We start from the raw sequence: 23,198 nt of genomic DNA, 5'->3' as shown, positions 1-23,198 counted from the left end.
CTTCGCCCTGCGGGGTCTCTCCTGGCGAAAAGACTCCCTGCTTCTTCCTCTGCAGGTGTAGCTCTGAAGCAGAATACGTCGAAGCACCTCGAAGTTAGAGCATGATGCGGATGCTCGCCACTGCCGCAGGAGTCTCGCTGCTGGCATCAGCTACGCAAAAGAGCGATTTGCTGACTAAGAGGTATTCACATTAAATTAAAATAAGGAGTGATAAACATGTCATCGTACAAAACTCTTTCCTACAGTGCCCTGGACGGCATCGGCACTATTACCCTGAACCGTCCAGAAGTGAAAAATGCCCTGAACGAGCCGATGCACGAAGAACTCTATGACGCGCTCCAGGTTGCCCGCTCCGATGAGAACGTCCGTGTCATCGTTTTAACAGGAACCGACGGTGCATTCAGTTCCGGAGCTGATCTGAAAAGCATTCCGGTGGAAAAACTGGAATACTTTGATCACGGCGAGTACCTTGAACGCACCTACAACCCGCTCGTCAAACTTCTTGATGCCATCAATAAACCGACCGTTGCCTATATGAACGGCACCGCAGCGGGGGCAGGCCTGAGCATCGCCCTTGCCTGTGATTTCCGCGTTGCCGAACACGATGCTAAACTTGCTCTCAGTTTCATGAAGATTGGTCTCGTACCAGACGCAGGTGCCTCCTACTTCCTCCCTCGCCTTGTGGGACTCTCAAAAGCTCTTGAACTTTCGCTTGGTGACCCCATCAGTGCTGAGGAAGCATTCCGGATCGGTCTTATCCACCGCATCGGCGGCCCTGAAGATCTTATCAGTACCCTGAAGAAAGTGCCTCTGACTGCGTACTCGAGTATGAAAAACAACATGAAATGCGGCCTGCATCTCAGTCTCGACGACGTTCTGGAGGAAGAAAAGAAAGGCCAACAGCAGGCGGGTAAATCAGATGAACACCGCCAGGCGCTTCTCCACTTCCTGGAAAAACGCGGACAGAAAGGATAAATTCAGACGAAAACCAGACGCCCGGCGTTTGGTTTTTCGTTTGCCAGATAGTATAATACTCACTATATGTACGCCTACATAGAAGCAGGAAACTCCCTGCTTTCATCTACCAAATAATCTTTGTGATTGGAGTGACTGTTCATGAGTGAAGCAGCAAAAACACTGGATGGCTGGTACGTACTTCACGATTTCCGTACAATGAACTGGGCCGCATGGCGCCGCCTGGAGTCCGAGGAGCGCGAGAACATTATTGCAGAATTCCGCAGCCTTCTGGACAAATGGGGTACAACACAGCAAAAATTTGAAGGAAGTCACGCGCTGTACAGCATTGTTGGTCAGAAAGCGGACTTTATGATTATGCTTCTCCGTCCGACTATGGATGAACTGCGTGAGCTTGAGACGGCATTCAACAAAACCCGTCTTGCTGAATATACGATTCCTTCCTACTCCTACGTCTCTGTCGTGGAGCTGAGTAACTACCTGCCGCCGGAAGTGGATCCGGAAACAGACCCTGAAATTCAGGCCCGCCTGAAACCGATTCTTCCACGCTGGCAGTATGCGTGTTTCTATCCAATGGACAAGCGCCGTGACGGTGATGACAACTGGTACATGCTTCCGATGGAAGACCGGAAAGCCATGATGCGCAGCCACGGTATGATCGGCCGTAAGTACGCAGGGAAAGTACGCCAGATCATCTCCGGCTCCGTCGGTTTCGATGACTGGGAATGGGGCGTAACCCTCTTTGCCCACGATGTGCTTGAATTCAAAAAACTTATCTACGAAATGCGTTTTGACGAGGTGAGCGCCCGTTACGGCGAATTCGGCTCGTTCTACGTCGGGACGTACCTTGACGAAGACAGCCTTGCAGGTTTTCTTTATATCTGATTCTCGGCACGCTGCAGGTTAAAACTGCGGCGTGTTTTTTATATGTAACCAGGCATCTTGAAAGATCTTCCGTATCCCCCTCTACCGTTCGGCATATGATGCAGTAATCAGGCATATGGAGGGGTTCCTATGGCAGTCATCAAGACAAATTCAAACGACATCGCTCTTCTGGCACGGCTCATGCGCGCCGAAGCTGAAGGAGAAGGGGAACTTGGAATGCTGAAAGCCGGCAACGTCATGGTTAACCGGGTAAGAGTGCGCTGTTCCGACTTTGAGGACATTAACGACGTGGAACGGATGGTCTATCAGTCACCGGGCGGATTTGAAGCGGTTCAGAAAGGGTACTTTTATCAGCGGGCCAGGGAACGGGATAAACGCCGGGCACGGAGACTGGTAAACGGAGAAAGGTTCGGGATCGCAGAGCACGCCCTCTGGTTCTACCGTCCTGACGGGGACTGTCCGCCTGAATGGTTCGGCCAGCCCAATACAGGCCGCTACAAACTGCACTGTTTCTATCAGCCAACTCAAGAGGAGTGCGATGAAATTTTTAACACGTTTTAAGGATTCATACGGAAAAAGCCGGTTCTGCCAAAGGGCAGAAACCGGCTTTTCTTTTCTGCATAGCCCTTCCCCTTGTTTCATAGTATTAAAATAGCGCAGGATGCTGGTCTCTGTAAATGCGCTCTGTTTGTACGTCCTGAACAGCATTACAGGGAGGTGGCGGTTACGGCTGTTATGAAGGCTCACTGCATCCCTATTGAATTCCCGTGCAGATCAGGTAACCGGCTGCTCCGGCAATGGATGGGCCGACAGCAGGAAAGCCTTTAACTGACAGCAGACAGACAATCGCGGCACATAAGGAATCCCCCTACTCTATAAAAGGATGTGATTGGATGTATCATCAGTATCCATCGTACGGCCAGAATGCGTCCCGCACCAGCGGACAGGGAATGGGTTTCGGGCAGACTGGACAACAGCAGTTTCTCCCGGGCACCCCTGAGCCTCCTCCACCGCAGTTTGCCCAGCAGCAGGCCGGCCAGCAGCAAGCCGGCCCCTTTGCCATGACGGCACAGATGCCCGGACAGCTGCCAATCGAGCAGTCCTACATTGAAAACATTCTTCGTCTGAACCGCGGAAAAGTCGGCACGTTCTATATGACTTTTGAGTTCAACGAAAAATGGAACGCTAAGATCTTTAAAGGGGTTGTTGAAGCAGCCGGCCGGGATCATATCATTCTCAGTGATCCGCAGACGGATAAACGGTACCTGCTGCTGATGGTCAATCTCGATTACGTCACTTTCGATGAGCCCCTTGAGTACGAGTACCCGTTTGCAGAAGGCGGCCCGATCGGGCAGCAGCAGCTGGCCCAGTACTCCCCTCGATAAAAAAAGACCGGATCCTGATTCATACCAGGATCCGGTCTTTTCTCTTTTAAATTGAAAGAGTCCTATGAGGCTGCAGCCTGAAACTTATGCTGTATGGTTAAAAGCTGCGATGAGGAGCAGTACCCACCCGACCAGGAACGCCACGCCGCCAAGAGGAGTAATGGCACCAAGTACGCGAATGCCTGTGAGACTGAGTGCGTAAAGGCTGCCTGAAAAAAGAATGATGCCGATGAAAAAAGCCCAGCCGGCACCATGGAGGAGTCCCGTTGAGGCGAGATGTTTCGTGAGAACGGCTACTGCAATCAGGGCGAGGGCATGAATCATGTGATACTGCACGGCCGTTTCAAACGTTTTTAAGTATCCTGTCTGTTCGAGGCGGTCTTTCAGGGCATGTGCGCCAAATGCGCCAAGAGCCACAAATAAAAATCCATTCAGACTGCCGAGTATGAGAAAAAGCTTCATTTCCTGCCATCTCCTTTGCTTCAGTGCTTCCTTTCAAAAGGATAGCACAGTCACAGGGTCAAAGGAAATCCTGCTTTTTCAGCGGTTCTGCACGTATACCCGAAGCGCATTTTCCATCCGTTCCGCTTCTTCATGGGTCGGACTGATTACAACGATGTGGTCCCCGTTCACTTCCATCTGCACATGTCTGAACCCCTGGTGATGCAGAAAGTCCCTGATATCTTTTGCATTCTCCTTTTCTGCATAAAGAGTGTGATCACCGACGTATTGTTCGTTCACATAAAGCTCGTAACGGTCCTCGTTCAGTTTTGCATCACTGATATCCCCGTTAAAGACGCGGAAATAGAGAGGAAATCCTACATTTCCCGTATTGTAAATCATGACGTCTGCTCCTTTCTTATACACGTGTGGTTCCTCCCTATCGTTTGCCGCTTTTCCCTAATCCATGCAGTGTCAGGCGGCCTGGTCGAATTTTTTCTGAACACTATCTTCCTGCAGACAGACTGTCATTACAATTGAGCGCTGAGGCCACTCTCCCCGTTACAGCCGAATCACATGCCTTCATCCTGCTTGTCACTGCGGGTGATCTGTAACTATAATTTACCTAAAAGGAGGGGAAATCAATGAGCGTTTACGTACGGCGTTATACTGCAGACGATTTTGAAAGCCTGCTTCAGATTCAGAAAGAAGCGTTCCCTCCTCCCTTTCCGGAGGATTTATGGTGGTCAAAGGAACAGATTGAAGCACATGTACGGACTTTCCCGGAAGGAGCCCTGATTGCCGAGATCGATGGTGAGCCGGCCGGATCTGCCACCGGACTGATCGTCAGGTACACAGATGAACCTCATACGTGGGAAGACATGGCCGGCGGCGGGTATCTTACCGCCCATGACCCGGAGGGGGATACTCTGTACGGCATTGATGTCTGTGTGAGTCCCCGTTTCAGAGGGCGCGGCGCAGCAGGTGCCCTGTACAGCGCCAGAAAGGAACTGGTCAGGGAGCTGGGGCTGTCACGTTTTACGGCAGGCTGCAGAATTCCAGGCTACCACCGCCATGCCGGTGAAATGACGCCGGAACAGTACATGGAAAAAGTGGCTGACGGGACGATGAAGGATCAGGTACTCACTTTCGCCATGAAAAACGGAATGACCCCTCTTTACGTGATGCGGGATTATCTCGATGACGAGGAATCATGCAACTGCGCGGTTATTGCAGAATGGAAACCTGAAGACTAGCAGCAGGCAGAAGGCAGCAGCCGCTAAAGAAAAATCGCCGGGGATGAATTTACTGACTCCGGGTAAACCGAATGAGATCAAAAAAATCCCGGTGCATCAGTCATGCGCCGGGATTTCCCTGTATAACAGATTAAAAATCAAGCAGATTATCGCTGCTTCCGTGTTCGTCGCTGTCATAAATCTCTTTACTTGTTTTTCCGGAAGCCGGAGCTGGTCTCGAAGGACGCTCGTCATCAAGGTCTCCCATCATCTGCTTCCGTTCAAGAATGTCCATGGCGGACTCCTCCCGGCTTTTCGATGGGGAAGAAGCCGGAGCGGCGTATACGGAGCCTGATGAAGAATCCGAATCTGTAGCAAGAAGCAGATCACAGTAGGTGCGAAGGGCTGTAACATGCTCTTTGACCCGGCTGTCCGGTACGGTACCGGACTCGATCCCGGCTTTGATCCGGTTCAGTTCATCCTCCATTTTTGCTGTGACAGTGCGTGCGGAAATATTCATGGTGCACGATTCCCTCCTCGTTCATTTCACTGTCTACAAGGATAAGCTTATTTGTCCGTCAAATCAATAAACGTATCCACATCTCTTGCCACAAGGTCGATCGCCTTCTGCCAGAACTCCGGACTGGTGAGATCCTCCCCAAGATGTTTCTGTGCAAGATCCTCCACCTGCATCCGGCCTGTATCGCGGAGAAGGTCCACGTAACGCTCTTCAAATGCTGCTCCTTCTTCCTCGGCACGGGCGTAGATTCCCATGCTGAACAGGTAGCCGAACGTGTACGGGAAGTTGTAGAACGGCACGCCGGTAATATGAAAGTGCAGTTTTGAAGCCCAGAAATGCGGTGAATAGGAACCGAGCTCATCGCAATAGGCTTCCTTCTGAGCTTCGAGCATCATTTCATTAAGACGATGAACACTCACAAGACCCTGCTTTCGCTCTTCATAGAATCTTGTTTCAAAGAGGAACCTGGAGTGGATATTCATAAAGAAAGCGATACTTCTGTTCAGTTTGTCGTCAAGAAGCTGCACTTTCGCCTCATGCGTTGCCGCCTGTTTTACGGTTGCATCGGCCACAATCATTTCGGCGAATGTAGATGCGGTTTCCGCCACATTCATGGCATATCGCTGGGCCATCTGCGGCAGATCGTTCATAACGTGCTGGTGGTAGGCATGTCCGAGCTCGTGAGCCAGTGTTGCAACGTTTGAAGCGGAACCGTCATAAGTCATAAAAATTCGTGACTGCTCTTTTACAGGGAAACTTGTACAGAAACCTCCGGGACGCTTGTCGGATCTGCTTTCCGCTTCGATCCAGCGCTCATCAAAGGCTTTCTGCGCGAAATCAGCCATTTTCGGACTGAACGATCTGAACTGGTCAACGATCATGTCTGCTGCATCGTCGTAGGACACTTCTTCCGCTGCGTTTGTTACAGGGGCCCCTACGTCGGTCCAGTCCAGTCTCTCAAGCCCGAGCATCTCTGCTTTACGACGAAGATATTTTGTAAAGACCGGCTTGTTTTTCTCAATCGTATCCCACATTACTTCAAGCGTCTGTTTCTGCATACGGTTAATATCGAGGGGCTCCTTAAGGAAATCGTCCCAGCCGCGCTCTTTGTACGTCTGGAGCCGGAAGCCGCCAAGGTGATTGAGTGTGTTGGCAAACAGTTCCGCTTCATCACCCCATGCCTTTTCCCACTTCCCGGTCATCAGCTGACGCGTCTCACGGTCTTTTGAAGACATTCTGTTTGCCGCCTGGCCTACCGACAGCTGCTTCGTTTCCCCGTCTTCCTCAACCTCAATGCTCATACGGCCCACGATTGTGTTGTACATGTCTCCCCAAGCATGGTAGCCGTCCACGGAAAGACCCTGAATGAGTTTCTCCTTGTCTCCCGGGAGCTTGTCTTTCGCCATTTTGCGGCGCTCCTCCAGGTTAAAGACGAGAGGCTTAATTTCATTGAGATCCGTCAGAGTGCTCCACAGGTTTTCATCCAGGCCGAGCAGCAGCTCATCAATGGATGTCATCACCGATGAATAGGACGATGAAAGCTGCTTCACCCTCCCTGTCAGCAGTTTTGCATCCTCGTCCTTCGTATTCTGTGCTGTTAGACAGCTTACAAAAGCTCCTGATTCCCTGACCCGCTTTGAAATTTCCTGAGCACGCACGAGTACATGAACGATGGAAAACAATTCGTCTTCTGATTTCGGCACGGTTTTACCGTCGAGATCTTTCTGAAACTGGGTAATGTCCTCTTCAAGAGCAGCTAAAAAAGCCTGGAACCGCTCGGATTCACTGCCTCCCGGAAAAATGGCCTCAAGATCCCATACCTGTCTGTGTGTTTTTGTCATTGATTTTCCTCCTCCTGATTTTCAGTAAGCAGTTCTGTCTTTTCCTTTACCACTTCGGCAAGGTGTCTGATCTGGTCTGACTGGTAAATGTGAACCCCGCTGGATTGCTCCTGGCAGACTGCGTGCATAACCGCAGCCACGTCATCTGCATGTACGGGCCTGTATTTTTCAAGAGGTCCGATCATGGCAAACTGAAGCGGTTTTGTGATGACTTCCGCTGTTTTTTCCCCGAAACGGAATTCCCCGCGGGGGCCGGTGAGGAGTGACGGGCGCAGAATATGAAGTGACGGATAGCCAAGCATAATCAGACTTTCTTCAAGGTTCCCTTTCACCCTGCTGTAAAAAAAGTTCGACTCCTGATCGGCTCCGATTGCGGAGATGACCGCAAGCTGGGCTGCTCCCTGCTTCAGTGCCTGTTTAGCCAGTGTGAGAGGATACGTATAGTCCACTTTCTCAAACGCTTCTTTCGTGCCCGCCTTTTTGATTGTGGTACCGAGGCAGATGTAAATATCATCTGCATACAGCTCAGCATCCTCCAGATCATCAAACGACAGCACGATCTCCTCCACTCTCGGCTCATTCCTGAACGGTGTCTCTCTTCTTGCAGGCAGAATCAGTTTTTCGTATGTATTTCTGTTCAGGAGTTCCTTTACGAGTGCCTGGCCGACGAGGCCGGTGGCACCCGCTATCAACGCGGTTTTCACGGACAGCACCTCACTTTACTGTGTACTTCCACTTTATCACGGGTGGAAAAGAAAAAGAAAGAATATTGAAACATATGTATGCTGCCGGGGAATTGGTTTGAGTGTGCCGGGCAGGCGTTCGCTGCGTTCACCCGCTATTTCGCTGCGTTGGTGGCCAATTTCGATACGTTCACCCGCCGTTTCGCTGCGTTCTCCTGCCTTTTCGCTATGTTCACTCTCCGTTTTGCTACGGGCGTTTACTTTTTCAGAACCCTCCTTCACACGGCGGAATACTGCCGGCATATAGAAAAACCTCCGAGGCTGTTCAGCTCTCAGAGGCCTTTTCGTTATCTTCATTATTTTCATCTTCATTATTTTCGGATGAATGAACCGGAATGTGAACCGTGATGGTTGTGCCGGTTCCTTTTTCCGATGTTACAAGCACCTGGCCCCCGAGCTCCTCGATAATCCGGTAGCTGGTGGTAAGCCCAAGACCGGTACCGGTTTTTTTCGTTGAATAAAACGGTGTGCCGAGCTTTTCAAGTGTTTTTTCATCCATTCCCTCGCCTGTATCGGCAAAAGTAATGACAATCATGTCATCCGGCTTTCTGTATGCCGTGCTGATGGTCAGGCGGCCGCCTCCGCTCATGGCCTCCGCAGCGTTCTGGACCAGATTGAGGAACACCTGCTGAATCCGGCCTGAATCCACAAAGACCTGTGGCAGACGGCCGTGAAAATACGTATTCACACGGATGTCCCGGCTGCGTAACTGAGACTGGTGAAGGAGAAGCATATCATCAAGCAGAAGCTCCAGATTCGTATGCTTTGCTTTTTTCGCCGAATTAGGGTTGGCAATATTCATAAGGTCATTACAGATCTGGTTCACCCGGTCAATCTCTTTAATAATGAGGTTATAGTATTTCCGGTTATCCACCGATTCACTTTCCCGGCCGTCGATCAGCTGGATAAATCCGCGTACCGTCGTGAGCGGGTTGCGGATCTCGTGCGCGACCCCCGCTGCCATTTCCCCGACTACCTTCAGCTTTTCGGAGCGGATCAGTTCGTTCTCCATCTGCCGTTTTTCAGTCAGGTCATGGAAGACAACGAGCATCTCCTCGTGGACAGCCGGATCATTGAGCTTGGGCAGGGACGTGACGCTGAGATAAAAGGTACGCGGCTGGTCCTCGATTTCGCATTCAATTTCATAGTTGCGGTGAATCTCTTCTTTTCCAAGAAGGGTGACGAGATCGGCAGCACCGATAAAAGCCTTAAATGCCTCTGATTCCCTGGAAACGGCACACCCCTTTGCCCCTATTACCTGATCCCTGCTCACTCCGAATACTTCCTCACTGCGGCGGTTAAAGAGAGTTATCTGGCCGGTAAGCCGGTTCATGGCAATTACACCGTTACCTGTCGCCTCCAGAACAAGCGAGCTCTTTCTGTGGGACCGCTCCCTCTCCTGCAGCTTCCGTGTCATATTATCAAACGTGTAATTAAGCCGGTTTACCTCTTCATAGGCCTGTACGTACCTGGGCTGTTTACCGGAATCGAACGCCACGTTTTCAGTTACTTCCACGAGATGCTCAACGGGTCTGACGATATAGCGGGACAGCCGGAATACGGCAAAGGTTACAATCAGCAGTACTATCCCGAACACAGCAAGATACTGGTATAGAAGCCGGTTCAGCGGAGCATAGAAACCGGCTTCATCGGCTGCAACCCCCACATACCACTCATTTTCAAAACCGGGCATCACCTCGACCTGCCGCAGAACATGAATTTCCGGACCATGGGTCGTTAATCCCTGGCTTGTAAAAATCTCGTCCAGTTCCTCCCGGGAGGTATCAAATCGTTGAAAATAGTTTACGGAATGTGTTTTTGAAGTATCGGGGTGGGAGATCAGCTCCCCGTCTCCGTTCACCAGGAAGGCATAAGTGTCGGAATCCCCGGCTTTCTGCTCCCTGTTAAAATTCTGCATCGTCCCTGTCAGTTCATCAAGATCGAAAAGAGGGGTAATAACCCCTGTTAATTCATTCTGGTAATTATAGACTGGAGCAGAAAGGGCAATGACATTTTCATTAATTACCGGAGAGTAGTACAGTTCCGAGAGATAACTCTCTCCCTCCATGGAACGGATAAACCAGCTACGGTCCGTCACGTCGGCTCCCAAAGTCTCATCATTCGTATCTGCAATCACCGTGCCGGATGGATCTGCCATCACCACGCCGAAATAAAGATCGTGAATTTGAATAAAATGGTTAAACTGCTGCCGCATCTCCTGATTGGCCGCGTCAGCGTCCATCAGGACCGGATTTCTCGCAAGATATTCCACATCGTAAATCCGTTCACGGATAAACCCTTCTATCTCTGCACTCATTCCGGCTGTGTGAGCCATCAGGGAGTCTTCGAGGTTGGATGTGAGCTCACTTTTCTGCGTGTAATACCCCATCATGCCGATGACAATCAGCGGGATAAACGTTACAAGAAGAAAAAACACGAGCAGCTTGGATTTTAGAGTCTGAAACATACTACCTGCACCCTGACATCATTTAGTCCCTCTATTATAGTACATTAGACTGTCCCTTTGAACGAAAGTACGACAATTTCCTCACTTTTTCGCTTTGGTGAGGTAAAGTCCTGGTTTCTCATAGGCTAAAAAAATTCGGGCAGCAGCGGGTTTCTATAATGATTGCGCTGAAGCGGGTTACCTGATTTTCCTGCGCTGGGCTTTCCTCCGGCCCCGTCCAGCCCAAAAAAAGAGGCTGAGACAGAAGTGTTTTCACAGGCGAAAATCCGAACAATCAATATGCGATGAAGATAAATCGCTCCTGAAATATACGCCGCTTTCCGCGGGAAGCGGCTGAGCCTCCGCGTGCTTCGCACTGCGGGGTCTCACCTGCGCTTTTCCTCCCGCAGGAGTCGGCGAATATTTCATCCGCTTGTAAGCTTTTTGTTCGGATTCTAACCAAAACACTTTCCTTATGTCCCAGCCTCACGCATTAAGGTTAAGCTTCTGTGTAATAACGGATAATCGCCTGGGTTCCCTCATCACCGCCGCCGTTTTCCGCCAGATGATCATAGATGTCCCTGGCGAGCCGCAGTCCCGGGGTTTCAAGCGACATCTCTTCTGCCGCTTCGATGGCAATTCCCATATCTTTTATAAAGTGCTTGATAAAAAAGCCGGGGCTGTAGTCCTCCCGGATCATTCTTGGGACAAGATTGCTCAGAGTCCAGCTTCCTGCCGCGCCCGTTTCGATGCTCTGAAGCACTTTTTCGGGATCAAGCCCCGCTTTATAGGCGTAGGCCAGCGACTCTCCGGCTCCCGTCATCGTTCCTGCGATGGCGATCTGGTTGCACATTTTCGTATGCTGACCGCTACCGGCAGGCCCCTGATAGACAATGTTGGTCCCCATGCACTCCAATACGGGGAGGATGGAGTCAAAATCCTCTTCGTTACCTCCCACCATGATGGCAAGGCGTTTCTCTTTTGCGCCTATATCGCCTCCGGAAACCGGTGCATCAAAGACGGAAACACCGCGCTTTTTCCCTTCCTCGTAGAGAGCTGCCGCAAGCTTGGGTGTGGATGTAGTCATGTCCACGCAGTGTGTACCCGGCTCAGCATGGGCGAAAATTCCATCGGCACTCTGGTAGACTTCCGTGACATCCTCGGGGTAGCCTACCATCGTAATCACATAACTGCTTCCTGCGGCGGCTTCTCCGGGCGTTTCGCACCATTTCGCCCCTCTTTCCAGAAGCGGTGCTGCTTTTTCTCTGGTTCTCGTGTACAGTTTCACTTCGTATCCGGCATCAAGCAGGTGTCCGCACATGCTTTTACCCATCACACCTGTGCCGATAAAACCAATCGATTTACTCAACGGCATGTCCTCCTTTTTGTGACTCACTTTACACAAACCCTGGTTTCGATAAGACTGCTTTTCAATAGCGCTGCAGAGGGATGCTTTCCGCTCCATAATTCATTTTGAAAACAGCAGCAGTCTTTAAGAAAAGAACCTACACAAAAGTATCCGGGTCCTGGCTGAAACGGTGGTGCCGGTTCATGGCATCGATCCGCTCCATATCCCCGGCATTCAGTTCAAAGTCAAAGATCTGCGCGTTTTCACGTATTCTCTCCGGCGTAACTGACTTTGGTATTGTCACTACTTCCTTCTGCACGTCCCAGCGCAGAATAATCTGAGCCGGACTTCTGCCGTACTTTACAGACAGCTCCTGGATCAGAGGGTCATTAAAGATCCGTCCCCGGGTCAGAGGGCTCCAGGCTTGGAGCTGAATCCCCTTTTCCCGGCAGTAGGCGTGAAGTTCAGGCAGTGTCAGCAGCGGATGAAACTCCATCTGGTTCACCGCCGGTACGACCTCAGCGTCTTCAAGAAGCGTTTCCAGGTGATGAATGTTGAAGTTGCTTACGCCAATAGCTCTGACGCTGCCCTCTTTGTAGAGCTTCTCCAGCGCACGCCACGTATCTTTGAATTTCCCCGTCACCGGCCAGTGAACGAGGTAGAGATCAATCACATCGAGTCCAAGTTTTTCCCGGCTTTCCTCGAAGGCTGCCAGCGTTTCCTCGTACCCCTGCCGGTCATTCCAGACTTTAGTCGTCACAAACAGCTCTTCACGGGAAATGTCAGCTGTTCTTACAGCTTCCCCGACGCCCTGTTCGTTTTCATAAACCGCTGCGGTATCGATAAGCCGGTAGCCTGCTTTCACGGCTTCATGTATAGCAGATATCACCTGGCTGCCGTCCTCTGCTTTATAAACCCCGAGTCCAAGACGCGGTATAGTGATGCCGTTGTTTAAGGTAATAGCTGCTTTTTCAGGTTTCATTTGTCCTGTCTGCTCCCTTCTCTACGTTCAGATGTTCACTGCTGACTGGAAGTTCCCAGTTCACAGGCGTTATATCTGCATTCGTGAGTGCATTGTTGGCTTTTGAGAACGGGGCACTTCCGAAGAACCCCCGCCTCGCTGAAAAAGGACTCGGATGCGGTGATTCAATCACTGTGTGACGGCCGTTTGTCAGGAGAGCCTTCTTCTCCCGCGCATGCTTTCCCCAGAGGATGAACACAACGGGTTTCTCACGTTCATTTAACTTCATGATGATCCGGTCGGTGAACTTCTCCCATCCTGCTCCTCTGTGGGAGCCTGCCTCACCGCGCCGGACCGTCAGCACGGTGTTCAGCAGAAGTACCCCTTCCTCCGCCCAGGGCTCGAGACATCCGTGCTCAGGTACAGGACAGCCGAGGTCACTGTGAAGCTCCTTAAATATGTTTTTAAGTGACGGAGGCGTTTTGATTCCGGGCCGGACCGAAAAGCTCAGTCCATGAGCCTGACCGGGTCCGTGATACGGATCCTGGCCGAGAATAACTACTTTCGTATTTTCAAAGGATGTTGTTTCAAGTGCATGAAAAAGATCTTCCCTCGGAGGATAAACGGTGTGACTGCGGTATTCCTCTTCAAGAAAAGACCAGAGTTCCCTGTAATAATCCTCTGTCCGTTCGTCCTGAAGTTCTTTCCACATTGGCTTGGACCTCCTTTGCCTTTATATGCCGCTTCTAGCCTGTTCGGGAAGGAAGGGTTTTCCTAAGCTGCCACTCATCACGAATGGCAATGCCGTCTTTATTCTTTTTTGGTATGGAAGGCTTTTTGTCTCTGCAGCTGCGGACTGCATCAGGACGGATTCCTGTAAGGCGGTAGCCTCTTTTCTGATAAAAACCCAGAGCATGAACGTTATCGTTCGTTGTCACGAGACACAGCTCCTTCAGGCCGCTGGAGTAAGCGTCGTGTTCTGCAAGCTCCATGAGGCCGCCACCGATTCCGCGGCGTTCGATGAGGCTGTCGAGGGAGATGATCTCACGTTCCCCTGTTTCTTCGTGATCGAAAAAAGTCACGGCACCGATGATCGTATCATCACCGTCCAGGGCAACGAATCCCTCCATTTCACTGCAGTCGTATTCCCCGTGGGAATAAATCATCCTGCAGTCCCCCCACTGGTCTGTAAAAAACGTTTTCAGTTCTTTTCGGTGTTCATCGCTGATCCGTTCCATTTCAAATGTAATCATTGACGCATCAAACTCCTTTTGGCATCTTCCTGCGCTGAATATGCTTCAGCCCCTCTTTTCTGCTCAGGTTTGAAAGACCGGTTTCATGTATATAGGAGGCCGTTTTTTCCGGTTCGGTTTTGGAATACTCTCTCAGCGCCCAGCCGATCGCTTTACGGATAAAAAATTCAGGGTGCTCCCTGTTGAGGCGGCAGTAGTGAAAAAGGCGCTCTTCATCTGTACGGGCCTTATACTTCAGCTGGTACAGGATTGCCGTCCGCCTCAGCCATATATTATCATGAACTGCCCATTTATCAGCGCAGGCCGCTTTTGCGGGGTACTTCTGAAAATATACCCCGATAATGTTCGGTGCAATCCCATCCACGGAATCCCACCATGAGTTTGTCGTGACCAGTTCCTCAAAGAACGCCAGGTCCTCTTCCCGGTAAACGTTGTGCATGCGGGCTGTAATTTCTATTACGGTATAATGAAATTCCCGTTCGGGAAGTTTCCAGATTTCCTTAAGCTCTCCTGTCGGCAGTGAGCTGTTTTTATGAATGGCTGTTTCCCGGAGGAACTTTTTTGTGAGTACTTTTCTTTCCGGTGTTTTAATTCCGAGAAAAGGAAAGTTGTTTTTCATGTATTTTTCCATTGGGCCGGAAGCGGATTTGGCCGCATGGGCACGAAACAGTGTTTCCAGGGTTTCTTTCCAGGTCATTTCGACTCCTCCAGTAATGGATTGGTTAATGAACCGTGCGTTTCCGGGCAGCCTGACAGGGTGATTCGCTATGTTCAGCACCTTTTTCGCTATGTTGACCCGGGTGTTCGCTATGTTCGGCACCTTTTTCGCTACGTTGAGCCGGGTGTTCGCTATGTTCAGCTTCCCCCGCCGTCAGCCCGGGATTCAACGCAAAAAGACTGTCCGGTACAAATACCGGAACAGCCTTCTGCATCTGTACTGTTCGCCGTGGACAGTCCCTTTTCCTTCCTTTTTTCCACTTTCAGTCCGTTTGGCCGAGTGCCCATTTGCGTACGGAAACCTCTGCCGGTCCCGTGGCGCCAAAGCGGATCTCCCGGTTATCCGGTGCCGGGAAGTAGCGGGAAGTGAAGACTTCCTCTCCTCCGTTAACAAACAGTTCCACACTTGATGTGTCCAGAAACAGCCGGAGTGAGCGCAGCTCTTCCAAGTGACACTGCCTTTTTTCCGTGAGGCGGTCTGCAAAGTTTCTACGTTCGAACGTAAGCGTTTTTGCCTCCCGGTCAAAAATGATACGAGCTTCCCCGCGCAGATCAATCTCAAAATACGGCGCCATGCGGCTCACATCGATCTCAAGCTCCATGACGTCCCCTGCAACGCCTTCCAAAGCCTGCCCGCCGCCGTCAATCGTCACCGTTTCATGTGAAACTTCCCCGGACCGAAGTGCCCTCAGCTCCTCTGCAGGAGTCTGGATGAGGCGGTCGCCCCTGAGAGTAAGCACACGGGGGATCGTCAGACAGTGAATCCAGCCGTTTTCGATTGTGGGATGCTGATCCTCCTGCTGGTCAGGTACACCCATCCAGCCCACAAGGATCCTGCGGCCGTTCTCGTCTTCTGTCGTCTGAGGAGCATAAAATTCAAAGCCGCGGTCCAGCTCGTCAAAAGCACCGTGGTGAAACTTCGGTGTCTCCAGATCCAACTCACCTGCAAAGTACCCTGCCTGATAGACGTTCCGGTAATGCATTCCTTCAGCTTCAAGTCCCTGAGGAGACACCACCAGGACACCTTTGTCACCAAGGCTGAATAAATCCGGGCACTCCCACATGTATCCGAAATCCTGAAGCGGGGCCATTTCAGCACCAGCCACCGGCCCCATGCACGTCCAGTCCCGGCCGTCTTCCGAACGATACAGAAGGGCGTGGCCTTTCAGATCCTCAGTCTGGGCACCGATGACCATATACCACATGCCGTTCTGCTTCCATACTTTCGGATCGCGGAAATGGGCGGTGTATCCGTCCGGGAGCTCGTCAATGACGGGACCCTGCTTGTCAAAGGTGATGCCGTCATCCGACTGGGCAATGCACTGATAGGAAGAACGGTTCCCTTCGTCGTCTTTCACATTTCCTGTGTAGTAGAGCGTAAGACGGCCGTCCAGATCCACTGCGCTCCCGGAATAGCAGCCGTTTTTTTCAAACCATTCACTCGGCGCAAGAGCAATGGGCTGATGCGTCCAGTTCACAAGATCCTCAGAGGTGTAATGACCCCAGAACTTGGCACCATGGCCCGGTTTCATCGGGTTCCACTGGTAGAACATATGATACGTGCCGTTCCACTGAATCCAGCCGTTCGGATCGTTGATCAGTCCGACCGGGGACATGAGGTGAAAACGGAGACGGTACGGATCCGCCTCCACTTTATTCTTATTTTTACCGACTGCTTCTTCAGCCTGCTGAATGAGTTCCTGTTCTTTCTCCGTCATGATTTAAACACCACCGTTTTCATTAAGGATCCCGTTTACCTGCTCCAGAGTCGGCAGTGCAGTCATTGCACCCTTGGTAGATGCGGCAAGGGCTCCCGATACGCTTGCAAATTCCGCCATCCGTCCTGCTTCTTCCGCTGTGAGGCTGTCGACCGGCTTTTCGCTTATATGGAGCTGATAGAGCATGCCGGAAACAAAGGCGTCCCCCGCTCCGGTCGTATCCACTGCGTCCACTTTCATGGCAGGGACGTGAATGTGATTGCCGCCTGCAAACACGTGGCTCCCCTCTCCACCCATAGTGACAAGGAGAAGAGGAATATTATAACTCGCAAGCGCCTGAACGCCTGATTCGATCTCTTTTTCCCCGGTGATAAACTCGAGTTCCTCTTCGGAGATTTTAACCACATCCGCCTCACCGAGCATCGACACTATTTGTTCACGTGCAGCTTCCTCACTGTCCCACAGCATCATCCGCAGGTTCGGATCATAGGAAACAATGGCTCCTTTATCCCGGGCAAGTCTTACCGCTTTTTTCGTTGCCGACCGTGCCGGCTCACTGATCAGGCTGATGGAACCGAAATGCAGAAGGTTGTGCTCCTCAAACAGGTTATCGTCAACCTCGTCTTCTTCAAGGAAGCGGTCCGCACTCGGGTCGATGTAAAAATCAAAGCTCCGCTCACCCGCCGCATCGAGTGTGACAAAGACCACTCCTGTTCTCACGTCCTGAGAGAAAAACATTCTGTCTGTATGTACGCGGTAACCGTCCAGTGTTTCTTTCAGGAATCTGCCGAGCACATCCTCCCCTACTTTTCCAATAAACGATGTATGTGCCCCGAGCTGCGCAGCACCTACTGCCACATTGGCAGGCGCACCGCCGGGACTTTTGTGAAATGATTTATTGTCACTGTCCAGGGGAATGAAATCAATCAGTGCTTCTCCAAGACATACAATTCCTTTTTTCATTCGTTACTCCTCCATTCGTGTACAGGTAAAGCTAACGTTAATGGTGCCACAACCCGGGGTCCCCTGCAATCCTCAATCCGTTCTCACGCACTTTTATAGCTTCTCCCGGTATGCCTGTTTTATCGCAGATATTACCAGCTGCTTTTCCCTCTCCTGAAGAGCTCCGGAACGTGGCAAAATCGCCTGAAAATTGTTAAGATAAACAATACCTATCACCTTAATCGGAATTAGAGACTATATTACGTATAAGAGAGGACGATTTATGATGAGTAAAATATATATCATCCATGAAAACGATGAGTGGACTGCCCCCCTTAAAGAAGCGCTTACTGCCCTTGAAGTTCCTTATGAGGACTGGCACCTGGCAGAGGGGACCGTTAATCTTCAGGAAGCACCTCCGGAAGGGATCTTCTACAACCGGATGAGCGCCTCCTCCCACACCCGGGGACACCGCTACGCGCCTGAGCTTGCCCAGGCTGTAATTGCCTGGCTTGAAAGCCACGGCCGCACAGTGCTGAACGACAGCCGCGCCCTTCAGCTTGAGCTGAGCAAAGTCCTGCAGTACGAAAAGCTTAAGCAGTTCGGCATCCGCACCCCCGACACCGTCGCTGCAGTGGGGGCACAGCAGCTTGGGAAAGCAGCGCAGTCGTTCCCTGCACCTTTTATTACAAAGCATAACCGTGCAGGCAAAGGCCTTGGTGTGATGCGGTTTGACACTGCAGAAAGTCTGCAGCGGTATGCTGCAGGCGGCGCGTTCGATGATTCTGTGGACGGCATCACGCTCCTCCAGCAGTTCATCGACTCTCCCACACGGACGATTACCCGGTGTGAATTCATCGGCGGAAAATTTCTGTATGCGGTACGCGTGGATACGTCGGAGGGTTTTGAACTCTGCCCTGCAGAAGCCTGTGACATCGGGGAAACGGTGGAAGCCTGCCCAACGACTGGGGCTGGCGACGGATTTAAAGCAGCTCCGGAAAAACGGCCGAAATTTGAAATCATCGAGGGCTTTTCCAGTCCGCTTATTCAGAAATATGAAGCGTTCCTCGCTGCGAACGGCATCGCGTTTGCGGGAATCGAGTTCATTGAAGATGCAGACGGCACGATCTTTACGTATGATGTAAACACGAATACAAACTATAATCCCAATGCGGAAAATACTGCAGGGGTCTACGGAATGAAGGAACTGGCCGCTTACCTGAAAAAAGAACTGCATGCCCTTGAGAGCGGCTCATCCGTACATTCCTGATTCAATTCTGAGCGTCCCTGCACGACAACGGACGCTCGTTTTAGTACACTGATAGCAAACCGAACCAGCCAGGAGGGATTCCCTACATGAAACCGATTGATCCGCGCCTCGTCCAGGAAACGATCAGCGAATATGCAGGAAAAGAATTGTATGTTCACCTGGAAACAACGAATGGGGCCTATGCCTCTCACAACAACCAGGGCTTTTTCTCAGTCGGAACGTTTCTCAGAAATGCCCGAATCAAATATGTGCAGGGAAAAATAACCGGTGAAGGCCCCTACCGGATCGGTCTCGAGCTTGAAGGAGGCTGGGCTTATGCCGAGGGACTGACTGACTGGGAAATCGACAGTCAGAATCAGATTCTCTTTGCCGGCCATGATCCGGACGGAAAGCTGGCCATCGCCTTTCAGCTGAGCGAAAAGCCGTTCCGCAAGTAAGCCACTGCACCTTCTGTTGAATGATATACCTGAAAGGATGTGACGATCATGGAAGACCACGTACTTGTCATTTTCCCCCATCCCGATGATGAAGCTTTCGGCGTTGCCGGGACCATACTGTCGCACACACAGAGCGGTACACCGGTTACGTACGTGTGCCTGACTCTGGGAGAGATGGGCCGCAATATGGGTCGCCCGCTTATTGCCAACCGGGAAACCCTCCCGGATATCCGCCTGAAAGAACTTGAGGAGGCCTGCCGGCTTCTCGGGATCGAGGATCTGCGCCGTTTCGGGATGAGAGATAAAACGATTGAATTTACGGATGAGGGTCTTCTCATCGACCGGATTTCCGAAGTAATTGATGACGTGAAACCGAGCCTCATTATTACGTTTTATCCGGGTTATGCCGTTCACCCCGACCATAACGCCACAGCAGCGGCCGTTATTCAGGCAGTGAAAAAAATCCAGCCCGATGACCGCCCGACTGTTCATGCCCTCGCCTTTTCCGAAGGCTGTGAGGATATCCTCGGGGAACCTGACATCGTTCACGACGTAAGCCGCTTTTCCAGTCAGAAAATGAAAGTTATTGAGGCCCACCAGTCACAGACAGCCGGTGTATTCCAGACGATGAAACAGCGCTTTCTCGACCAGGACGAAACGGTCATGGAGCGGATGAACACGGAACGCTTCTGGACTTTTCCGGTTGATAAAAGCTGACTGCACGCAAAAAGAGAGGCTGCCGCTTAGGCATCCTCTCTTTTTTTGTACGCTGGAGACAGGATTTACTGTGCTGCATTTTTTGAATACATATTTGGCTGTGTTAAGGCTTGAGAAAGTTGAATGGAGCGAACGCCCGACACTCCTGCGGGAAAAGCACCGACGGAAGACCCCGCAGGGGGGGTTTCCCGAGGAGGCTGCAGTGGTGCCCGCGGAAAGGGAGGGCAGTGAGAGGAAATCAATAATAGACTTTAACAGAGCCTAAAATTAAAAACGCCCCCTTTTCAGTTTTTCTGAGAGAGGACGTTTTCGTCAGACTTGTTCTTTTTTTACTGAGGACCGGTGATGGGGCAGTTTTTCCTTAACCGCATCTTCCAGAGCAGAAAGAAGCTTCTGTCTTGTGAGGATGGAAAATGTGAAAGTACGGTACTGGTGCCGTACGCGGGCGGTTACTTCCGCTGTAAGCCCGTCAACATCCTTTCTGACAATGTTCCGGTTTTCCAGCACTGTCCTGATCTTTCTGAACACAGGCACAAACAGCATGTAGGAGTCGGTCACAACGAGATAACCACGCCGTCCGTTGCCGTGCCGGTACGCCTTTACCATACAGACTGCTTTTTCCTTTACCATCAATTCGGCTTTCTTTCTGGCCATCACTCCCGCTGCAGCATCAATCCCGAAAGTGATCAGAACCGCCACAGCAATACTGAGCAAAGAGTATAGTGAAGAATATGGGTTAATGATGACCGGCCCAAGAATTCCGAACACAAGCCAGCTCAGTACATATCTCACATAAAATCCGGTGAATGGTCCGTACATGACGTAACCTCCTTCCTTTTTTGAGGTTTAGTTCAAAACTATACCAGAAGAACTCGTACTATTCAAAGTTTATTGAAACTTTCGACAAAGGTTCTATTCTATCATGGTATTTCATCATATTTATTTCGTGCATGAATGTAATCTTTACCCCTGCAAGTGATGTTTTAAACTTCCCCGCAACGCAAAGAAAAGGCTGTGTTCGTATAGATTGTTGTTAATGATTAAATTGATTATGCAGCGAAAGGCGGCGACTCCAGCGGGAATAGCATCAGCTGCGAGCGTTACATCCTGTGATCGCTTCGAGCTGCTTCGACGCATACAGCTTCGATGATTACCTTGCAGAGGAAGAAGCAGAAGTACTCCCGAGGAGGCTGAAGCGATGCCCGCGGAAAGCGTCCGCCTGCAGCGGAAAAAACAACAATCTTTCCGAAAACAGCTAAAAAAAGACCGCACCGTAATTCGGCGCAGCCTTGTTATTCTACATATCATCAACATCACGGAAGCGGATGAGGTCGCCAAAGATGATGGAATCGGAATAAAACAGTTCCCATTCCCCCCTGTCCCTGATCGGACTGCACGCCTCCTCATGTACAATCTGTTTACTGCCCCTTTCATAGCAGGTATTCGCGGTATACATGTACTCATCTGTGACAATGTCACCGTTACGCAGTACCACAAAGTTCTCCCTGAACTGGGCAAAGAGATCCGAACCGAACATCACGCGCGGGTGCTCGGGAATTCCCAGAAGGTTCAGGAGGGTCGGCATGACGTCCACTTTACCGGAAATCGTTTCCACCTCTTCCCCTTCCTGGCCGGGGATGTGAATAATCAGCGGGACCCTTGCAAGCTGGACGTTTTCGTAGGGATCGATGTCCTTGCCGAGAAACTCACCCATGGCATCGTTATGGCTCTCAGCAATCCCGTAATGGTCTCCGTACATGACAAACACCGTATCCTCATAGAGCCCCGCTTCCTTCATATCCTCCATAAACAGCCTGACTGCTTCATCCGTGTACCGGACTGTAGGGATATAGCGGCTCAGGATCTCGCTTTCGGAATCAAGGGGATCAATGAAATGATCCTCCTCATCCAGTTCATATGGAAAATGGTTTGTCAGTGTGAGAAACGTCGCATAAAACGGCTCACTGAGCTCTTCCACGTAATCCATGGACTGCCGGAAGAAGTCGATATCCTTCAATCCCCAGCCGACACTGTTCTCCTCGGTAATGTCAAAGTAGCTTCCCGAGTAGTAATAATCGTACCCGAGATTTTCGTACATCACATCACGATTGTAAAAGGTCCGGTCATTCGCGTGAAAGGAGACAGTTTCATAGCCTGCTCTCCGGAGCGTATTCGGCAGTGATGTATATTCATTTTCACTGTGGGTGTGAAACACAGCTCCCCTGCCCACAGGATAAAGAGAATTGTTAATCATAAACTCGGCATCTGACGTTTTCCCCTGACCGGTCTGGTCGTAGAAATTCGGAAAGTAGTAGCTTTCCTCAATAAGTTCGTTCAGGTATGGCGTAATCTCCTCCCCGCCAGCTGTCTCTCCAATAACGAAACTCTCAATTGATTCAAGACTGATCACAACCACATTTTTATCCCTGGCAATACCGTGCATCTCGGAATTCGGAAGAGCCCTGTAGGCAGCCCGGTGCTCGTTTATATCATTCCACTCGTCTTCCTCAGAAAATATAGCCTGTGCTGCCGTCCGTGTATGAATAACTGCATCGTACACGTAAAAGTTATAAAGACCGTAGCGCTGAATGAGGCCCTCCCGGTCAAACGTATGGGTCATCGTTTCCGGATTTTCCGGCTGATCGAGCTGGGAAAGACCGATCACCACCAGCGCAGCACCAATCAGGCCGCCGTACACCTTCTTATTTTTCCTGAGCGGCAGCTGCGTCACGGTAAGCAGCGCGGGCTTTTTCCACAGCAGAACGGCAAAAACAAGGATGTCCAGAAAGAACAGCACATCGTACCATTGAATAAGCTCAAAAACACTCGTACTGAGGTCCCCTGCATTTCCGCCCATTACAAGCATCGGAAGCGTAATGATATCGGTAAATTCCCTGAAATAAACCGCGTTACTGTAAAGGACAATGCTGAGCAGAAGGGTACAGATAAACAGATACCACCGCTGTACCCCCGGCTTCATTAAAAGTCCGAATGAAAAAAGGATCAGGATAAAAGATAAGGGATTGAGTATAAATATAACGGTCTCCAGCATATCAGCCGTGGACACCTGAAAAATAAACGTGGATACAATAAATGTCTTCACCCACAGTGTGAGAAGACAGATGAGAACAAACCGGTGATTCTTTATAAATTCTTTCATAAAATCCGCACCTCTCGGGGTCAACCTGGTACCTATCATTTTATGCGATTTTCCAGATCGCTAACAAATCCTGTGAGTGTTTTTACACGAAATTGCACAATGTACACTATCATCATACCCTCCCTTCCTGCTGCCAACACCCGGGGTTATTTTCCGAAAGTTTCAAAAAGAGAGTAAAACCTGTTAAACTGGTAAAAGGTGTAC

At 50.7% G+C, this 23,198-nt stretch carries 24 protein-coding genes; 8 read left to right on the top strand and 16 right to left on the bottom strand.

Translation table 11 applies throughout. The annotated features are described in order from the left end of the window. Positions 1-216 precede the first annotated feature (216 nt). The 4 genes from FGB90_RS07810 (at position 217) to gerQ (ending at position 3,245) form a co-directional block, all read left to right on the top strand. Positions 217-975, top strand: a complete 759-nt coding sequence (locus FGB90_RS07810) for an enoyl-CoA hydratase/isomerase family protein (RefSeq protein WP_138810270.1) — start codon at positions 217-219, stop codon at positions 973-975. 141 nt (positions 976-1,116) lie between these two features. Further along, positions 1,117-1,860, top strand: coding sequence for a hydrogen peroxide-dependent heme synthase (gene hemQ, locus FGB90_RS07805; RefSeq protein ID WP_138810269.1), 744 nt, complete (start codon positions 1,117-1,119; stop codon positions 1,858-1,860). 129 nt (positions 1,861-1,989) lie between these two features. Beyond that, positions 1,990-2,421, top strand: a complete 432-nt coding sequence (locus FGB90_RS07800; protein WP_138810268.1) for a cell wall hydrolase — start codon at positions 1,990-1,992, stop codon at positions 2,419-2,421. Positions 2,422-2,753: 332 nt separating this feature from the next. Then, positions 2,754-3,245 carry a spore coat protein GerQ gene (gene gerQ, locus FGB90_RS07795; protein WP_138810267.1) on the top strand — a complete coding sequence of 164 codons (492 nt, stop codon included), beginning with the start codon at positions 2,754-2,756 and terminating at the stop codon, positions 3,243-3,245. Positions 3,246-3,329: 84 nt separating this feature from the next. On the opposite strand, the gene FGB90_RS07790 is transcribed toward gerQ, so the two are convergent. Further along, entirely contained in the window at positions 3,330-3,707 is a 378-nt protein-coding gene (locus tag FGB90_RS07790; RefSeq protein ID WP_138810266.1) for a DUF423 domain-containing protein, read from the bottom strand. A gap of 78 nt (positions 3,708-3,785) precedes the next feature. Further along, complete coding sequence (locus FGB90_RS07785; protein WP_138810265.1) at positions 3,786-4,112, bottom strand: hypothetical protein; 327 nt, start codon at positions 4,110-4,112, stop codon at positions 3,786-3,788. A 218-nt stretch (positions 4,113-4,330) separates the two neighbouring features. On the opposite strand from FGB90_RS07785, the gene FGB90_RS07780 reads away from it, so the two are divergent. Beyond that, positions 4,331-4,942 carry a GNAT family N-acetyltransferase gene (locus tag FGB90_RS07780; protein WP_138810264.1) on the top strand — a complete coding sequence of 204 codons (612 nt, stop codon included), beginning with the start codon at positions 4,331-4,333 and terminating at the stop codon, positions 4,940-4,942. A gap of 130 nt (positions 4,943-5,072) precedes the next feature. Here the strand turns inward: FGB90_RS07780 and FGB90_RS07775 are convergent, their stop codons facing one another. The 12 genes from FGB90_RS07775 to FGB90_RS07720 form a co-directional block, all read right to left on the bottom strand. Further along, a complete protein-coding gene (locus FGB90_RS07775) occupies positions 5,073-5,441 on the bottom strand; it encodes a DUF5327 family protein (RefSeq protein WP_138810263.1) in 369 nt (122 codons plus the stop codon). A gap of 47 nt (positions 5,442-5,488) precedes the next feature. Next, entirely contained in the window at positions 5,489-7,282 is a 1,794-nt protein-coding gene (locus FGB90_RS07770; RefSeq protein ID WP_138810262.1) for a M3 family oligoendopeptidase, read from the bottom strand. Further along, complete coding sequence (locus tag FGB90_RS07765; protein WP_210237232.1) at positions 7,279-7,986, bottom strand: NAD-dependent epimerase/dehydratase family protein; 708 nt, start codon at positions 7,984-7,986, stop codon at positions 7,279-7,281. Before FGB90_RS07765 ends, FGB90_RS07770 begins: the two co-directional genes overlap by 4 nt. Positions 7,987-8,022: 36 nt before the next feature. Next, complete coding sequence (locus FGB90_RS07760; RefSeq protein WP_138810260.1) at positions 8,023-8,268, bottom strand: hypothetical protein; 246 nt, start codon at positions 8,266-8,268, stop codon at positions 8,023-8,025. A gap of 22 nt (positions 8,269-8,290) precedes the next feature. Beyond that, the gene (locus FGB90_RS07755; protein ID WP_138810259.1) at positions 8,291-10,492 is read right to left on the bottom strand and encodes a sensor histidine kinase; all 2,202 of its coding nucleotides are present in this window, start codon (positions 10,490-10,492) and stop codon (positions 8,291-8,293) included. 478 nt (positions 10,493-10,970) lie between these two features. Further along, the gene (locus tag FGB90_RS07750) at positions 10,971-11,846 is read right to left on the bottom strand and encodes an NAD(P)-dependent oxidoreductase (RefSeq protein WP_138810258.1); all 876 of its coding nucleotides are present in this window, start codon (positions 11,844-11,846) and stop codon (positions 10,971-10,973) included. Positions 11,847-11,976: 130 nt separating this feature from the next. Continuing rightward, the gene (locus tag FGB90_RS07745) at positions 11,977-12,801 is read right to left on the bottom strand and encodes an aldo/keto reductase (RefSeq protein WP_138810257.1); all 825 of its coding nucleotides are present in this window, start codon (positions 12,799-12,801) and stop codon (positions 11,977-11,979) included. Then, positions 12,791-13,492 (bottom strand): uracil-DNA glycosylase, encoded by a 702-nt coding sequence (locus FGB90_RS07740; protein WP_138810256.1) that lies wholly within the window; start codon positions 13,490-13,492, stop codon positions 12,791-12,793. The genes FGB90_RS07745 and FGB90_RS07740 overlap by 11 nt, the downstream gene beginning before the upstream one ends. 34 nt (positions 13,493-13,526) lie before the next feature. Beyond that, positions 13,527-14,033 (bottom strand): GNAT family N-acetyltransferase, encoded by a 507-nt coding sequence (locus FGB90_RS07735; RefSeq protein ID WP_246056102.1) that lies wholly within the window; start codon positions 14,031-14,033, stop codon positions 13,527-13,529. 7 nt (positions 14,034-14,040) lie between these two features. Continuing rightward, positions 14,041-14,730 carry a DNA alkylation repair protein gene (locus tag FGB90_RS07730; RefSeq protein ID WP_138810255.1) on the bottom strand — a complete coding sequence of 230 codons (690 nt, stop codon included), beginning with the start codon at positions 14,728-14,730 and terminating at the stop codon, positions 14,041-14,043. A 283-nt stretch (positions 14,731-15,013) separates the two neighbouring features. Continuing rightward, positions 15,014-16,468, bottom strand: a complete 1,455-nt coding sequence (locus tag FGB90_RS07725) for a glycoside hydrolase family 32 protein (RefSeq protein ID WP_171051752.1) — start codon at positions 16,466-16,468, stop codon at positions 15,014-15,016. A 3-nt stretch (positions 16,469-16,471) separates the two neighbouring features. Beyond that, positions 16,472-17,431, bottom strand: a complete 960-nt coding sequence (locus tag FGB90_RS07720; protein WP_138810253.1) for a carbohydrate kinase family protein — start codon at positions 17,429-17,431, stop codon at positions 16,472-16,474. Positions 17,432-17,696: 265 nt separating this feature from the next. Here FGB90_RS07720 and FGB90_RS07715 point away from each other — a divergent pair, with 265 nt between their 5' ends. The 3 genes from FGB90_RS07715 to bshB2 all read left to right on the top strand — a co-directional run bounded on the left by FGB90_RS07715 (position 17,697) and on the right by bshB2 (position 19,834). Next, the gene (locus FGB90_RS07715) at positions 17,697-18,680 is read left to right on the top strand and encodes an ATP-grasp domain-containing protein (RefSeq protein ID WP_138810672.1); all 984 of its coding nucleotides are present in this window, start codon (positions 17,697-17,699) and stop codon (positions 18,678-18,680) included. Between the two features lie 86 nt (positions 18,681-18,766). Then, positions 18,767-19,117: a YojF family protein gene (locus tag FGB90_RS07710; RefSeq protein ID WP_138810252.1), complete on the top strand. Its 351-nt coding sequence runs from the start codon at positions 18,767-18,769 to the stop codon at positions 19,115-19,117. A gap of 45 nt (positions 19,118-19,162) precedes the next feature. Next, positions 19,163-19,834 (top strand): bacillithiol biosynthesis deacetylase BshB2, encoded by a 672-nt coding sequence (gene bshB2, locus FGB90_RS07705; protein ID WP_138810671.1) that lies wholly within the window; start codon positions 19,163-19,165, stop codon positions 19,832-19,834. A gap of 312 nt (positions 19,835-20,146) precedes the next feature. On the opposite strand, the gene FGB90_RS07700 is transcribed toward bshB2, so the two are convergent. Further along, positions 20,147-20,653, bottom strand: a complete 507-nt coding sequence (locus FGB90_RS07700; protein ID WP_138810251.1) for a hypothetical protein — start codon at positions 20,651-20,653, stop codon at positions 20,147-20,149. 478 nt (positions 20,654-21,131) lie between these two features. Then, positions 21,132-22,994, bottom strand: a complete 1,863-nt coding sequence (locus tag FGB90_RS07695) for an LTA synthase family protein (protein WP_138810250.1) — start codon at positions 22,992-22,994, stop codon at positions 21,132-21,134. Positions 22,995-23,198: the final 204 nt, after the last annotated feature.

This window comes from Alteribacter natronophilus (genome assembly GCF_006007885.1).
Taxonomy (GTDB): Bacteria; Bacillota; Bacilli; order Bacillales; family Salisediminibacteriaceae; genus Alteribacter; species Alteribacter natronophilus.
This window is presented reverse-complemented; position numbering and strand designations above follow the sequence as displayed.